Consider the following 15,212-nt stretch of genomic DNA (forward strand, 5'->3'; position numbering starts at 1 on the left):
CACGCTCATCGGCATTTCCGTGCGTTGTAGATGATCGAGATCGCTCGAGCCCGTCGATCTTCGGGGGCGCATCCGGGCGCGGCACCAGTCCAAGTCGTTTCCCCGCTGCGGTTGGCTAGGCCATCAGCTCGATATGGGCATGCTCCGGCGCCGCCCGGCAGACGTAGAGATGCTGGTCGTAGCCGCTACCTATCTGGACCGCAGTGTGGTTGAAGCCGATGAGTGGTTCATGTGCCGGTTCTTCGTGTGGGAGCCAGCTGCTGCTGGTGGCGGCCTCGAACGTAGCGATTGTCAGCAGGGCATCCATGTCGCTGTCGCAGGTGGGGCAGAGCAGAGGGCTGGGGTCGGCGGCTCCCCAGCCAGGCCAGCCGCCGACTTTCCAGCCGGGAGCGATGGCCAACTCATTGGCATAGAACTCCTCGGGGGCGATCTCGTAGGCACTGTCCACACCCGTGTCGGCTGCCTGCCACACGCTCCAGTCTCCGATCTGCTCCCGGAGTTCCTTGCTCAGATCCCTGAAGTCGGGGTATTCGGTGACCTGCTCTGGGTTGAGAAGGCACGGCTCGGGCAGGTAGCCGTCGAACTGCACCGCGGGCGGTTCGGGGGGCGCGGCGAGGATGTCGGTGACTGTGGCGGCCTCCCGCCAGAACAGCGCGGTCTTGGCCATACCCGCCGAGTGGTCGAAGGGGCACCACAAGACTTGGAGCAAGTCCGCGCCTTCAGGTGTGTGCAGATCGGGCACGTCGCGCGCATACAGCTGCGCGACCGGAAGCATCGCTATGGAACCCTCATAGCGGGCGATCGCCAGCGTGACCGGATACTCCTGCGGGGGGCGGATTCGCTCGAGGGTCTCTCGTTCCTGCGAGGTCAGGGTCCTGCCGCGCGAGGCGACACGGATCCGTCGCTCCAGCCTCACCTCCGCTGGGGACAAGGCCGGATTGATTCCGTCCACTTCATGAGGCTCGTCGCAGTGCGGCCAGGGCTCGTCGGCGGGCCAGAGCAGCGGTCCGCCGATGGAACTGTCCTGCGGTGACGGCGACCCGGGACGAGGGTGCAACCGTGTCGCCGTGCGTGCCAGCGGAGCCAGTTGAGGGAAGACGGTGGTGACGTCGAACGGCCGCGGCGGGGTGGTCGGGGTGCTGGTCATGGCCGCGATCTTGCCAATCGACTCTGACAATGCCGCGTCGAACCGGGCAGCGCGGGCTTGTGAAAGATCAACGAGCCGAGGGCCTTTGGCGCTAGCCGAATGCGCGCATATCGGCATTTGTGTGCGTTCGGATGGTCGAGACGCACTGAGCCCGTTGATCTTCGGGAGCCTTCCCCAATCGCCGCGGTCCGCGCGCGATGGGACGTGGGCGGATACTCGTGCAACCGGTCGACTCGCACTAACAGCCTTCGCCCACTCAAGGGTGTAGCACCTGGCCATTGGTCGTCCCGTCGATCAGTTGGAGATAGGCGGCGACCACCTCGGCCACCGGGGTGCCCGCGGTGCCGTCGCGGCCGATGGACTCGAGCGTCTCCGAAATCCAACCCGGGCTCACCGAATTCACCCGAATTCCGCGCGGCATCTCGGCTGCCGCTGCGGGTACGAACCCGTCGAGCCCGGCGTTGACCGCAGCGGCGAAGGACAACCCCGCTTCGGTGGACGGCACGACACCGCTTGTGATCGTGACGAATCCGCCATCGTTGACACGCCGCGCGGCCTGGCGAACCAGGCGCATCTGACCGAGATACTTGCTGTCGAGGCCGGTGAAGTACTCCTCGTCGGAGGAGTCGGAGATTCCGGCGAGTCGACCGCTGCCCGCGACCGCGATCACCCCATCGATGTTGCCGACTGTCGTGAACATGGCCTCGATCGATCCTGGATCGGCCAGATCGACACGGACCGCGCCGCGCCTGGATGCGCGCACGATGTCGTGGTCCGCCGCCAGAGCATCGGCGAGTGGGGCACCGATGGTTCCGGTCGCGCCGATCACAACAATCCTCATAAGTACTCCTCGATAGCTGACTTCGCGGGTTCATTCGCGCCCACCAGACATCTGAACGCGCACTTCTCGCGCTTATTCCGAATTACCGGTCCTCAGACGACCATCGGACACGTCCCTTCTTCGGCAGTCGCGGACGTTCGGCTGGCCCAGATCACCACGGCCGGTTGATATTCCACCAGCTGAGCCGAGGAACTCGCAGTCGAAGCCGCAGTAGGTCCTCACCGGTATCGTGGCCGAAATGTTCGGCTTCGATCTTCGCCGTCGACGTGGTCGTGCCGAGCGTCATCGTCTCGACCGCTTCGACACCGCTACCGCTCACCTCGGCGCTGACGACATTGGCGACCGCGTCGCGGCCGTCCATGTGCTGGCCGACCTAGCAGCTGAATGGGATTGGCGAGGCCGCCAGGACTGCATCGACAGCTTGTGTGGGTACCTACGCGTCGACCGTCAGGACGATCAGACAGTCCGCCGCACCATCACCCGGGTGATCTCTACCCATCTGCAGGCGGACAGCGCAGTCGACTGGTCTGCGCACGTCCTCGAGTTCCGTGGAGCAACTCTCGAGGACGCCGACTTCCGCGGTGCGGTCTTCGGTAGTGCCGACTTCGAGGGTGTGAAGTTCTGCGGCACAACCGATTTCGCCTGCACATCCTTCTACCAGACACCCAGTTTCGTGCTCGCACAGTTCGATGGAAACGTCGACTTCAGTGGCGCGACCTTCGATTGGGTCAGCTTCCAGCACGCCCGCTTCTCCGGCGCGGCCGACTTCACGGCAGCGAAGTTCGGTGTCATCACCGACTTCAGCGAGGCACAGTTCAGCGGACCGGTCGATTTCGGACGCGCGAGGTTTTCCGGCACGGTCAATTTCCAGTGCGCGTCCATGACCGATGTCGCGAACTTTTCCGGCGCACAGTTCCGAAGCCCAGTTGATCTCCGGGGCAGCGAATTCGCCAACCCCATCGGCTTCCCGCCCGACGATATTGCCAAGTGATCCAGCTGATCTGAGCGTGCTATGCGCCGCATATCCACGTGTTCGGTGCGAGCTTTCGATCGCCGGTCAGTGCTGGGCTATTGCCTCGCGGACGGCGGGCACCACTTCGTGGGCCCACCGGTCGACCGTGTCGTCGCTGATGATGTCGCCGGGGCGGGCCAGGTAGATGAACGCACCGGCGCGGTGTTCGACTACGGCGTAGGTTAGTTCCTCCACCCACTGGGCGACGGAACCTCCTATCCAGCGGCCTTCCTCGGTGCGTGTGCGGGCCAACGGGTCTCGGGAGATGGTTCCCGCGACGTTGTAGATGGTGGTGATGTCGGCGGGGTTGCGGCCCGCGGCCGTGGCGGCCTCGTCGATGATCGGTCGGCCCTGGGCGACTTCGGGGCTGCGCCAGTCGGCGAGGTGCCCGGGGATCCATCCGTCCGCGTGTCGGCCGGTGAGCGCGAGCATCTTCGGGCCCAGCGCGCCGATCCAGATCGGCGGTGTCTGCGCTGCGGCCGGGGCCAGGTCGGTGACTTGGTAGAACTCGCCGTCGAAGGTGACCGGCTCGCCGCCGCCGGACAGTGCCCTGATGAGGATGACCGCCTCTTCCAGTGCGCGGACCCGGGCCGCCGGTGCGAGCTGCGGGGAACCGAAGGCGCGGCTTTCCTCGGGTAGTCCGCCGCCCGCGCCGATGCCGAGCGCGAATCGGCCACCCGAGATCGTGGACAGGCCGGTGACGGTGCGGGCCAGCTGGGGTGCGGGCCGATTGGGGAGGTGGGTCATGACCGTCGCGGCGGTGATGTTGCGGGTCGCGCCCAGCACGAACGCCAGCACGGAGTAGGCGTCGAGACGTTGCGCGAAGTAGGGGTGATCGGAGAGTGTGACCAGGTCGAGGCCCGCGTTGTCGGCGGTGCGGGCGTGCGCGAGGATCTCATCGACCTGGGTGGCATCGCTTTCGAGGCCGAGGCCGAACAAGACTTCCCCGGAATTCACGATCGGTCCTCGCGCCGCCCGCGAAGTGTGCGGTGCCGCGTCTCTGCGATTCCGTGACTCGTCATTGCCCCTGTTTACCACGTGAACTTCCATGCCGTGGTCGGAGGTGAACGATGAACGTGTGTCTGCCCGACAGTCGCACCTGTTGTAGGTGTGTCGGAGTGAATCCGGCACTGGTCGCGATGGCGAGTTCGCTGGTGTCGGAGAGCAATACGACTGCCGAACCATCCGGTTCGAGCACCCGTCGCAGCTCAACCCACAACCGGTTGAGACCACCAGCGAGGAGTCCGCGCGCCGGAACTTGACCGTCCCAGGGGGGATTACACAGGACTCGGTCCACACTGTTCGACGCCAGCGGCAGATCGCCCGCATCCGCCCGCTCGATCGTCATGTCAGGCACGGAGTTCGAGCGGGCGGCCCGAAGTGCGGTCGGATTCAGGTCGTAGCCAATGTAGGAGGCGTCTGGTTGCCGATCCGCCGCTTCGATGAGCAATGTTCCGGCACCACAACAAGGGTCGAGCACCCGGTCGCTAGCTCGGATGGCGGCAATCTCCGCCATGACCGATGCGAGCGGTGGATGCACGCTGCCGGGGATCGTCTGCTGTTTGTACATTCGTCGATGAAGCGGCCGCTCGGTGATTCGCAGCATGAGAAGCGCCTGTTTCCCGTTGAGGCTCAACCGCCATCCGCTGCACGAGAGCTTCGGACGGTTGCCGTTTCGCCGCGAGTGATAGTCGAGTCCGAGACGCGCACCCAGCGCACCCCCGACGACATCTTCGATGTCATAGCGGTTGAAATTGCGCCTCCCCAAGAACGACGCCGATACCTCGACACCGCCGCCGAGTCCCCCCGGCCCTCCACACAGCCGTCTGGATTCCAGCAATGCCGGTGTATCGATATCGGACACACGCTCACCCAGAGCAGCAACCGACGTCTTGGCAGACCCGATATCGGGCCCGCGGAAAGCCAACAGGAACACATCGTCGGCAGTCCGCAACCGAGTGATCATCGGGTGCGGCCGCGACGTCTGAAAGTGCACTTCGCGATGGCCCATTTCGGTAATGGTGCCAAGTCCGAGACCGAGTATTTCCGCCGCAACGGCAGACTCCAACCCACGCAAACACCGCGCCACAAGGCGGACAGACATGATGAACGTTCTTCTCCCACATCGAGGTTCGGAACAACCCCTGGTCGCTCCGCCTCGCTGGCAACGGGAAATCCTCGCCTCGCCAGCGGATCCTCAACGCAGGTGGAAGAACATCATGTCGACATCGTATCAGCGCGATTCGCCAGTACCGGATCCATCCCAGCGGCGGCCGGAAGCACAATTCGGCATCCGGAGGCACAACCGTAATCTCGTCAGCGGATCATCCATGATGGGAGAGGCTCCCTGGCGCACAGCCATTCTCGCGGTATCCCTTTGACGTCGGCGCGGTTCCCGATACCGGTGTGCGCGGCCACGATGCCACCGACGATGGCGGCAGTGGTGTCCACGTCCCCGCCCGCTTCGATGCAGGCGGTGATAGCGGCCGGGTAGTCGTGCAGGTAGGTGGCCGCAGCCCAGAGGGTGAAGGGAACGGTGTCCTGGGCGCTGACTCGGGCACCGTTTCCGAGTTCGTACGCGGCCTCGGCGACCGTGTGCCCCAGCAGTTCCCGGGCTCGGCGAATACCCGCCGCGGTGTGTCCGTCGATCAGATAGGGATCGACTGAGGCAAGTAGTTCTGCTGGTGTGCAACCTGTTTCGCGGGCAGCCGCAGCGCGGCTGGCCGCGACCGCCACGGCCATGGCACCAACGATCGCCTCGGGATGGCGGTGGGTGATTTCGGCCGAAAGAGCGGCCTGCGCGGCGGCCCGGTCCGGATCTCCGGCGAAATGAGCTCCGAGAGGGGCGACGCGCATGGCCGCGCCGTTGCCCCAAGAGCCATGTCCGTCGAATACCTCCGCGGCCGCTTCGGCCCACGGGCGGCCGTCGCGGATCTGGTGCAGCACAACGACTGTGCCGGGACCATAGCCACGGTAGGGCTCGCAGCGATCGGCGAAAGCGGTCGCGAGCGCGTCGCGGTCGATGTCGCCTCGGGTGCGGATCTCGGTATGCACCGAGCAGGCCATTTCGGTGTCATCGGTCCATGGCCAGGGCGGGGCGGGCGGGTGTCCCGCGAGCAGGTCGGGAACCGAGCTTCCGGGTACGAAGAATTGGGCGCCGAGTGCGTCGCCCACCGACAGGCCGTCGAGGCTGTCACGAGCAATGTCGGGTATATGCGGCATACCGGGCAAATACTGCCAACCACGATCGACTTCTGCAATGGACGATCAACCATCGCGTCTACCCGCGTCGTCCACCATTCGGCGTGCAAGATGCGCTTACGACAGGTGCATCAGGTTGCGGGAGGTGGACATTAGGCTCTTGCCGAGCCTTACGACGGGGATGCCTACGGGGGCGAGGATAACGGTGGCGGACAGGATGATTCCGATCAGCCAGACCAGTCCTGCCACGATGCCTAGTACTGCGCCGAGTACGGCTCCGAGGATGCCTAAAACCGCACCCAGTAGTTTGTTCAAAGCTTGCATGATGACCTCCTGAGTCATTCAGGGAGTAGCCCGTTGAGCGCGTCGCATGCGGCGAGGGGTCGGCGGCGGGAGCGGTTGCGGACGCGGGCGGGTCGTTACATGAGCGCGCGCTGGTGCGGGACGATTCACCTTGGGGCCGTTCGTCTTCCGTGATGGGCTGTCGCGTCGCGGCGATGTAATGCGTTCTGGCGGCTACCAGATCAGCACGCCGCCGCCTACGCCCAGGGCTCGTCCGGCTGCGATCTCGATGTTGGCCAGGCGCTCCAGGATTCCCCATTTCAGGCGTTCGGCGGCGGCTGGGTCCAGCTCCGCTGGGATGAGCGTGGAGAGGTGTTCGCGCACGAGGCGGCATTCCCTGAGTAGTCCGGGAATGTCGTCGGGCATGACGATGAGATCGGCGCGGGGTCTGGACCGATCGGCCAGGGTTGGGAAGAACTGCGCATCGAGCGAACGCATGCCTGGTGAGCCCCACACGTCGGTGCGCCACCGTTCCGGGCCTGCGGAGTCGCTGACTCCGTCCGGGGTGTCGAGCACCTCGCCGACGACATCGCTACGGCCGTCGGTGCTGGGCAGGAAAGTGTGGACGAGCAGACTCACTCTGCTACCCAACCACGGTGCGGGCCGCCAAGGCCGCTGCCCGGTGGATTTGCGGACCGCGTACCCTGGACGAGATCCCGCACCGCCGTCCCGCGGCGCGGCACAGACTTTCCGCGGTGGAATCGAGGTGGTGACCTATATCCCAGGCCAGGTAGCCGTCCGTGTACCCGCATGTCCTGATTGTTGGGACGTGTCCGGGGCGGACGTCGCGCTGGTCTGAGTTGTGTCACCTATCCGCAAATCATTGCCCGGGTGCAGCTCTGCCGACTGCCCCGGGCTTCGTGTTGTTCGGCCCCGGTGTGGTTGACGGCGAGCTCCCCGATTCCTGACATGGGAGTCCCACCGTGAAATCCCCCGCGCTCGACAACGAACCCGAGCACACCCCAGAGTCCTTTGCCCGTACCTCGTCACGTGCGTCCTCGACGATGACGACGGCCGCCAGGATCGCTCTCGTGGTCCTGCTGACCGGCGAACTCATGAACATCGTCGATGATGCGGTCGTTCTCACCGCCATCCCAACGCTGCAACAGTCCCTCGGCGCCGGAGCCGCCGCCGTGCAATGGGTGACCGCGGGCTACGCGCTGGCGTTCGCTCTCGCGTTGATCACCGGCGGCAGGCTCGGCGATCTCTACGGCCGACGCAAGGTGTTCCTGCTGGGCACCGTCGGATTCACCCTTGCTTCGCTGATGTGTGGGCTCGCGGCCGGTCCGGGCATGCTGATCGCCGCCAGAGTGCTCCAGGGAGGTGCCGCCGCGGTGATGATGCCGCAGGTTCTGGCGACCCTCCATGTCACTTTCGCGGGCGAGAACCGCAGCAGGGCTTTCGGTCTCTTCGGAGCGGTTCTGGCGATGGGCAGCGTCGTGGGTCCGGTGCTGGGCGGCGTACTCACCGAGGCCGATCTGTTCGGATTGTCTTGGCGGCCGATCTTTTTGATCAACGTTCCCATCGGGCTCGCCGTGATCATCCTCGGACGCGAGTTCATCACCGAGTCGACCGCGGCGAAGGCGGACCGGCTCGACCTCGTCGGCGTGGGTCTGTCCGCGACCGCGATGGTGTTGATCGTTTTCCCGCTCACCGAGGGCAATGCCCATGACTGGGCGCTGTGGTGTTTCGCCATGCTCGCCGGTGGTCTGCTCGTGCTCGGTATCTTCGTGCGCCACCAGCAACGCCGCGCCGATAACGCCGCGCTGGTGGAGCTGTCGCTGTTCAGAATCGAACAGTTCCGCGGCGGTCTGTCCGCGCAGCTGATGATGGGACTGCTGGTCGGGCTGTTCTTCATGACCTGGACGCTGTACTTGCAGCGCGGTCTGGGCATGACCCCGCTGCTGGCGGGACTGGCGTTCGTGCTGCTCGCCGTCGGCGAAGTGGCCGGTGCGATGCTCGCGACGAGGACCGCCGGACGGTTCGCGCGTCGACTCCCCCAGACCGGAGCCCTCATCGCCCTCGCGTCGATGACGGCATACGGGGTCCAGATCGGCAGCGGGCACGAGGATCCGACCTTGCTCGCGATGACCGTCCCGGTCGTGCTGCTCGGATTCGGGCTCGGCATGATCAGCGGACCGATCGCCGACCTGACGCTGGCGAAGGTTCCACACGACAGCGCCGGTTCGGCCTCCGGCCTGTTCAACACCGCCCTCCAGCTGGGCTACGCGCTCGGTGTCGCCCTGAACGGCCTCGTGTTCTTCGCCGTCACCGACGGCTCCGCCGATGGGGCGCTCAATCGCGAGGCGTTCACCGGCGTGCTGTGGTGGGTCGGCGGCACACTGATTGCGATGTGGGCCTTGATGTTCCTCCTGCCCCGGAAGAGTTCCACGGTCGCGGCGGAGGGCTAAATATTGAATCCTCCGCCGCAGACCAGGGTTTGGCCGCTGATGTAGTCACTTTCAGGGATGCAGAACAGGTAGACCGCACCGGCGGCTTCACTGGGGGTTCCGGCGCGGCCGAGGGGGACCATTTGTTCCATGGCGGCGAGGAGTTGGGGGTTGACGCCCACCTTGATCTCCTTGCCCTGGACGTCGATGGTGCCGCCGCTGTCGGCGGGGGCCGCGGTGAGGCGGGTCTTGATCATGCCGAAGGCGACGGCATTGACGGTGACGTTGTAGCGGCCCCACTCCTTGGAGATGGCCTTGGTCAGGCCGATGACGCCCGCCTTGCCCGAGGAGTAGTTCGCTTGTCCCGCATTGCCTCCCGTGCCCGCGAGCGAGGAGATGTTCACGACCTTGCGGCAGGGAATCGGCTCACCGGCGGCCTTGGCCTGCTTCACCGCGGCGGCGATCACCGGCTGGGCGGCGCGCAGAATTCGAAAGGGAGCCTTGAGATGTACGTCGAGAATGGCGTCCCACTGCTCATCGGTCATCTTCTGGATCACCGAATCCCAGGTGTAGCCAGCGTTGTTGATGATGATGTCGAGCCCGCCGAAGCCTTCCACGGCCGTCTGAACGAACCGTTCCGCGAAATCCTCGTCGGTGACGCTGCCGATACACGAAAGCGCCTGTCCCCCGGCCGCTTCCACGGCGGCGACGGTCTCCTTGGCCGGATCGGCGTCCAGGTCGTTGACCACGACCTTCGCCCCCTCCGACGCGAGCTTCAACGCGATCTCCCGGCCGATCCCACGGCCGGAGCCGGAGACAATGGCGACTTTGCCATCGAGAGTTCCCATATGTCGCGGTCCTTTCCAGCACCCGACGGCCCGCCCACGGCGGTGCCGTCTGCATTCGACGGTCCCCTCGAGAGTGGCATGGCGTCCCCGGCCTCCGGAAGGGTTCGATCCGCCTTTCCCGCAGGGCGGGACCCGGCCGTGACCGCCCGAACCCGCGCCGCGACTGTGCCCGTGGCGGTACTCGGCAGCGCGGCGAATTAGGCTAGCCGCCGTGGCGGTATCGGAGAGCGCGCGGCGCAGAATCATCGAGTGGGGACGCCGGGCACTGGGCCTGGACGTCCCGCCCTCCGATCACACCGCCGCCGCGCTGCACTCCGTCGAATCCGAAGTGCCTGGTCTGGACCGGCGCGAAACCCTGCAACTGGCCCGGATCCGGCTGCTCGGCGCGACCGGTGTGGTCATCATGGCCATCTCCGCGCTCGGCGTCGGCGCCCAACCGGTGCGCCAGAACCCGACCTCCGGTATGCGGATCTTCGGATTCTTCGCGCGGGCACACACTTCCACCCTGGCCATGTGCATGATCGGCACGGTGCTGGTGGTCATGGCGTGGCTGCTGCTGGGCCGCTTCGCCGTCGGCGGCTGGGGCGGCAACCCCAGGCATCGGCTGTCTCGTTCGCAGATGGACCGCACGCTGCTGCTGTGGATCATTCCGCTCAGCGTCGCGCCGCCCATGTTCAGCAATGACGTGTACTCGTATCTGGCGCAGAGCGAGATCGCGGCGAGAGGACTCGACCCGTATGTGGTGGGCCCGGCCGACGGGCTCGGGCTCAACAATGTGCTCACCAACAATGTGCCGAACATCTGGCGTGAGACACCCGCGCCCTATGGGCCGCTGTTCGTGTGGATGGGCAAAGGCATAGCGATCATCACCGGCGACAACATCATTGCCGGGGTATGGCTACACCGACTGCTGGCGCTGGGCGGTGTGGCGCTCATCGTGTGGGCGCTGCCGAGGCTCTCGCGCCGCTGCGGTGTCGCGCCGGTGAGCGCGCTGTGGCTGGGCGCGGCCAATCCCCTGGTCCTGCTGCACCTGGTCGGCGGCGTGCACAACGACGCGCTCATGCTCGGGCTCATGCTGGCCGGTCTGGAGATCTGCCTGCGCGCCATCGAGGACACCCAACCGTTCGGCAGACGCGCCTGGGCGATACTGCTGTTCGGCACGGTGGTGATCACGCTGTCGTCATCCATCAAGATCGTGTCGATTGTGGCGCTGGGCTTCGTGACCATGGCGCTGGCGCGAAGACTCGGCGGCGGCATCAAGACGATTCTCGTAATCGGCGCGCTGCTCGGCGCGGTGGCGCTCGTGACCACGCTGTTCATCACCTCGGCCAGCGGTCTCGGATTCGGGTGGATCTACACCCTCAATACCGCCAGCGCGGTCCGCAGCTATCTGTCGCTGCCCACCGCCATCGGTATCGCCACCGGATTCGGCGGCGTTCTGCTCGGGCTCGGCGACCACACCACGTCACTGCTCAGCATCACCCGGCCCATCGGCTACGCCATCATCGCCTCCGTCATCGTGCGCATGCTGGTCGCCACCTGGACCGGGCGACTGCACGCGGCCGGTGCGCTCGGCGTCTCCCTCGGCGCGACGGTGCTGCTGTTCCCCGTGGTGCAACCCTGGTATCTGCTGTGGGCCATCGTGCCCTTGGCGGCGTGGGCCAACCGGCCGATCTTCCGGGTCCCGGCCATCGTGCTCTCGGTGGTGGTGAGTCTGCTCGTCATGCCGCGCGGAGCCGACTTCTACGTCTTCCAGATCGTGCAGTCGGCCATCGCCACCGTGGTGGTGGGCCTGGCGTTCATCTTCCTGACCCGAAACGTGCTGCCGTGGCGCAATCAGCCGGGGGTGTCGGCTCCGTCACAGGAGCCCACGGCCTACGGTGTCAGATCGTGACCGCCTCTGGACCAGCCGTTCGCGTCGACGGCGTCGTGAAACGCTACGGCGACACCACCGCGGTCGACGACATCAGCTTCGAACTCGAACGCGCACAGGTGCTGGCGCTGCTCGGACCCAATGGCGCGGGCAAGACGACCACCACCGAGATGTGCGAGGGCTTCGTCACCCCCGACGCCGGAAACGTGCGCGTCCTCGGCCTGGATCCCATCGCCGACTCCGACCGCCTGCGCCCGCGCATCGGCGTCATGTTGCAGGGCGGCGGCGCGTACCCCGGATCGCGCGCCGGAGAGATGCTCGACCTGGTCGCCTCGTACTCCGCCGACCCCCTCGACCCCGAATGGCTGCTGAGCACCCTCGGCTTACAGGACGCGCGCCGCACCCCGTACCGGCGGCTCTCGGGCGGACAGCAGCAGCGCCTCGCCCTAGCCTGCGCGCTGGTCGGACGACCCGAGATCGTCTTCCTCGACGAGCCGACCGCCGGACTCGACGCCCAAGCCCGGCACCTGGTGTGGGAGCTCATCGACGCCCTGCGCCGCGACGGCGTCAGCGTCCTGCTCACCACCCACCTCATGGACGAGGCCGAACAGCTCGCCGACCAACTCGTCATCATCGACCACGGCCGCATCGTCGCCCAGGGCACGCCGTCGGAGGTGACCTCGCACGGCGCGGAGGGTCGCCTCTGCTTCACCGCCCCACCGAATCTCGACCTCACCCTGCTGGAATCGGCCCTGCCCGAAGGCTTCACACCCCGAGAAACCGGCCCCGGCTCCTACCTGCTCCAGGGCGACATCACCCCCCAGGTCCTGGCCACCCTCACCGCCTGGTGCGCGCGAATCGACGTGCTGCCCACCGACATTCGCATCGACCAGCGCCGCCTCGAAGACGTCTTCCTCGAACTCACCGGACGGGACCTGCGCGGTTGACTTCGCCTCTCTCGGAACGAAAGAGACTCCTAACCCTCACGGGCTCGGAATTTCTGCTTCGTCGACGACAGCCCGCTCGGACGCATCCGTTGAGGTCTTACATCGTCTCCACAGACTGTCACCGCCAGCCCGGCGGCCAAAATGTTCTTCGCGGCATTGATATCTCGATCATGGAGCACGCCACAGGAAGCGCACGTCCATGCTCGGACATCCAGCGGCATTCGGTCGGCCAGGTCGCCGCACACCGAACACAGCTTCGTCGAGGGAAACCACCGGTCGATGACGACCACCTCCCTCCCGTACCACGCGGCTTTGTACACGAGCATCGTCCTGAACTCTCGCCACGCCGCATCCGAAATGGCGCGGGCCAGAACGTGGTTCTTGACCATGTTTCGAACCGTGATGTCTTCGAGCACGAGCGTTTGGTTCTCACGCACGAGCCGAGTCGTCAACTGATGCAGATAGTCTCGCCGTCGATCGGTAATGCGCGCATGAACACGCGCCGCCTTTCGCCGTGCCTTGTCCCGATTACGCGAGCCGGGAGCCTTCCGGGCTACCGCACGCTGCGCTTTCGCGAGCCGAGCGCGGTCGACCAATTCATGCCTGGGGTTAGCAACCTTCTCTCCGGTCGAGAGCGTAACGAGGTTCGCCACACCGGCGTCGATGCCGACCGCACCCTGCACCGGCGGAAGATGCTGCACGTTTCGGTCCTCACAGAGCAGCGACACGAACCAGCGCCCTGCACTGTCGCACGACACGGTCACCGTGGACGGCTCCGCCCCGTCTGGAAGGGGCCGAGACCACACGATATTCAGCGGTCCTGTCATTTTCGCAATGGTCAGTTGACCGTTGCGATAACGAAAACCACTCCTCGTGTACTCCGCACTCGCGCGAGATCGCTTGCGAGACTTGAATCTTGGATGTCCGGCACGTTTCTCCCAGAACGCAACAAATCCGTTGTGCAAGTGCCGCAGCGCCTGTTGCAGCGGGACCGACGAAACCTCGTTGAGGTAGGACAGCTCGTCGGCCTGCTTCCAGAGCGTCAGCAGCGCCGACGTCTCCCCGTAGGTGATTCGCTGCCGACGATGCCGCCACGAGTCCGCTCGAACTTCCAAAGCCAGGTTGTAGACCTTTCGCACAGCCCCGAAGGTTCGCGACAGCTGAGCTGCTTGCGAATCGGTCGGATAGAAGCGGTATTTGAAAGCCCGCCTCGCCACAGCGGAACACATGCCGAGCAAATTAGCACATCCGTTCGAGTCGCATCTTTGATTCGCGGATTATCACGACTGTCCCGCCTGAGTGCGGACCGCTCCGGAAGGAGGCACGGATGATCGACACGGCCAATCGGTTCGCACCCGGAACCTTCACGCCCGCCCCGAAGCCGACGACGCGTGGGGCCATGTTGGCGGCGCAGACGCGGCTCGAGCTGGTTCTGTTGCTGCGCAACGGGGAACAGTTGCTGCTGACCATGTTCATTCCGATCACGCTGTTGATCGGGTTGACGTTGCTGCCGCTGAGCGGGCTCGGCGATCACCGGGTGGATCGGGTGGTGCCCACCGTCATGATGGTGGCGGTCATGTCGACGGCGTTCACGGGGCAGGCCATCGCGGTCGGGTTCGATCGGCGGTACGGGGCGTTGAAACGTCTTGGGGCGACACCGCTTCCGCGGTGGGGCATAGTCGCGGGCAAGTGCGCGGCGGTTCTGATCGTGGTGGTGTTGCAGTCGATTCTGTTGGGGGCCATCGGATTCGCGTTGGGCTGGCGGCCGTCGCCGCTGGGGCTGCTGCTCGGCGCGGTGGTCATCGCCCTGGGCACCGCCACCTTCGCGGCGCTCGGGCTGCTGCTGGGCGGCACCCTCAAGGCCGAGATCGTGCTGGCGCTGGCGAATATCCTCTGGTTCGTCATGCTCGGGATCGCGAGCCTGGTGTTCCTGTCGGAGGATCTGCCGTCGGCGGTGGGGCTGATCGCGCGGGCGGTGCCGTCGGGCGCGCTGGCCGAGGCCCTGGAACGCGCGCTGCGCGGCTCCATCGACTGGTACGGGGTCGCCATGCTGGCGGTCTGGGGCGGGGCCAGCGGATGGTTGGCCAGCAAGTTCTTCCGGTTCGACTGAGCGCTTTCGCGCGTGTGCCCCGGCCGAACGACCGGGGCACGGTGAGAGTCGATCAGGGCTTCACGGATTCGACGATGTCGAGGTAGTGCTGGTTGAACATGACGCCGAGCACATTGCCGAACGGGTCGATCACCGAGGCGGTGACGAATCCGGGGCCGTGTTCGGTGGGCTTGGCGTGCTCGGTCGCGCCCAAGGCCAGCAGCCGCTCGAAGGCCGCGTTCACATCGTCGACCGCCCAGTAGGTCATGGTGCCCGACGGCTTCTCGCCCACCGGGTGCGGCGCGTACCGCGCATCCAGAATGCCGAATTCGTGCTGGAAATCCCCGATCCGGAACTCGACGTAGGCGACCTGGCCGCCGAACTCCTTCTCGAAATACGGCTCGACGCCGAACACTTCGGCGTACCAGCGCACGGCGGCCTGCACGTCGGTGGCGAAGTGATTGACGGTGGTGAGTCCTCGCAACATCGGGATGTCCCTCTCTCGGTTGGTGATGTCTTCAA

15 protein-coding genes are annotated in these 15,212 nt (G+C 65.8%); 5 read left to right on the forward strand and 10 right to left on the reverse strand.

Annotated features, from left to right (window positions below; translation table 11 throughout):
- Positions 1-115 precede the first annotated feature (115 nt).
- The gene (locus ACIBH2_RS05020; RefSeq protein WP_397113581.1) at positions 116-1,147 is read right to left on the reverse strand and encodes a hypothetical protein; all 1,032 of its coding nucleotides are present in this window, start codon (positions 1,145-1,147) and stop codon (positions 116-118) included.
- Positions 1,148-1,403: 256 nt separating this feature from the next.
- Complete coding sequence (locus tag ACIBH2_RS05025) at positions 1,404-1,988, reverse strand: short chain dehydrogenase (RefSeq protein ID WP_397113583.1); 585 nt, start codon at positions 1,986-1,988, stop codon at positions 1,404-1,406.
- Positions 1,989-2,226: 238 nt separating this feature from the next.
- On the opposite strand from ACIBH2_RS05025, the gene ACIBH2_RS05030 reads away from it, so the two are divergent.
- On the forward strand, positions 2,227-2,979 hold the full coding sequence (locus tag ACIBH2_RS05030) for a pentapeptide repeat-containing protein (RefSeq protein ID WP_397113585.1): 753 nt from the start codon (positions 2,227-2,229) through the stop codon (positions 2,977-2,979).
- Positions 2,980-3,045: 66 nt separating this feature from the next.
- Here ACIBH2_RS05030 and ACIBH2_RS05035 read toward each other — a convergent pair whose 3' ends face one another.
- The 5 genes from ACIBH2_RS05035 to ACIBH2_RS05055 form a co-directional block, all read right to left on the reverse strand.
- On the reverse strand, positions 3,046-3,957 hold the full coding sequence (locus ACIBH2_RS05035) for an LLM class flavin-dependent oxidoreductase (protein WP_397113587.1): 912 nt from the start codon (positions 3,955-3,957) through the stop codon (positions 3,046-3,048).
- Positions 3,958-4,018: 61 nt separating this feature from the next.
- Entirely contained in the window at positions 4,019-5,011 is a 993-nt protein-coding gene (locus ACIBH2_RS05040; RefSeq protein ID WP_397113589.1) for a TRM11 family SAM-dependent methyltransferase, read from the reverse strand.
- A gap of 305 nt (positions 5,012-5,316) precedes the next feature.
- The gene (locus tag ACIBH2_RS05045) at positions 5,317-6,222 is read right to left on the reverse strand and encodes an ADP-ribosylglycohydrolase family protein (protein ID WP_397113591.1); all 906 of its coding nucleotides are present in this window, start codon (positions 6,220-6,222) and stop codon (positions 5,317-5,319) included.
- 96 nt (positions 6,223-6,318) lie between these two features.
- Positions 6,319-6,525 carry a hypothetical protein gene (locus tag ACIBH2_RS05050; RefSeq protein WP_397113593.1) on the reverse strand — a complete coding sequence of 69 codons (207 nt, stop codon included), beginning with the start codon at positions 6,523-6,525 and terminating at the stop codon, positions 6,319-6,321.
- Positions 6,526-6,717: 192 nt separating this feature from the next.
- Positions 6,718-7,122: a hypothetical protein gene (locus tag ACIBH2_RS05055; protein ID WP_397113595.1), complete on the reverse strand. Its 405-nt coding sequence runs from the start codon at positions 7,120-7,122 to the stop codon at positions 6,718-6,720.
- Between the two features lie 452 nt (positions 7,123-7,574).
- Here ACIBH2_RS05055 and ACIBH2_RS05060 point away from each other — a divergent pair, with 452 nt between their 5' ends.
- Entirely contained in the window at positions 7,575-8,954 is a 1,380-nt protein-coding gene (locus tag ACIBH2_RS05060; protein ID WP_397113597.1) for an MFS transporter, read from the forward strand.
- Here the strand turns inward: ACIBH2_RS05060 and ACIBH2_RS05065 are convergent.
- Positions 8,951-9,781: an SDR family NAD(P)-dependent oxidoreductase gene (locus ACIBH2_RS05065; RefSeq protein WP_397113599.1), complete on the reverse strand. Its 831-nt coding sequence runs from the start codon at positions 9,779-9,781 to the stop codon at positions 8,951-8,953. The genes ACIBH2_RS05060 and ACIBH2_RS05065 overlap by 4 nt on opposite strands.
- A gap of 211 nt (positions 9,782-9,992) precedes the next feature.
- Between ACIBH2_RS05065 and mptB the strand changes: the two genes are divergently transcribed.
- Positions 9,993-11,675, forward strand: a complete 1,683-nt coding sequence (mptB, locus tag ACIBH2_RS05070) for a polyprenol phosphomannose-dependent alpha 1,6 mannosyltransferase MptB (RefSeq protein ID WP_397113601.1) — start codon at positions 9,993-9,995, stop codon at positions 11,673-11,675.
- Complete coding sequence (locus ACIBH2_RS05075) at positions 11,669-12,601, forward strand: ABC transporter ATP-binding protein (RefSeq protein ID WP_397116818.1); 933 nt, start codon at positions 11,669-11,671, stop codon at positions 12,599-12,601. The genes mptB and ACIBH2_RS05075 overlap by 7 nt, the downstream gene beginning before the upstream one ends.
- A 29-nt stretch (positions 12,602-12,630) precedes the next feature.
- Here ACIBH2_RS05075 and ACIBH2_RS05080 read toward each other — a convergent pair whose 3' ends face one another.
- Entirely contained in the window at positions 12,631-13,830 is a 1,200-nt protein-coding gene (locus tag ACIBH2_RS05080) for an RNA-guided endonuclease InsQ/TnpB family protein (protein WP_397113603.1), read from the reverse strand.
- A 98-nt stretch (positions 13,831-13,928) separates the two neighbouring features.
- Between ACIBH2_RS05080 and ACIBH2_RS05085 the strand changes: the two genes are divergently transcribed.
- A complete protein-coding gene (locus ACIBH2_RS05085; RefSeq protein WP_397113605.1) occupies positions 13,929-14,711 on the forward strand; it encodes an ABC transporter permease in 783 nt (260 codons plus the stop codon).
- Between the two features lie 52 nt (positions 14,712-14,763).
- On the opposite strand, the gene ACIBH2_RS05090 is transcribed toward ACIBH2_RS05085, so the two are convergent.
- A complete protein-coding gene (locus tag ACIBH2_RS05090; protein ID WP_397113607.1) occupies positions 14,764-15,177 on the reverse strand; it encodes a VOC family protein in 414 nt (137 codons plus the stop codon).
- Positions 15,178-15,212 lie beyond the last annotated feature (35 nt).

It is taken from the genome of Nocardia sp. NPDC050406 (assembly GCF_044459025.1).
Taxonomy (GTDB): domain Bacteria; phylum Actinomycetota; class Actinomycetes; order Mycobacteriales; family Mycobacteriaceae; genus Nocardia.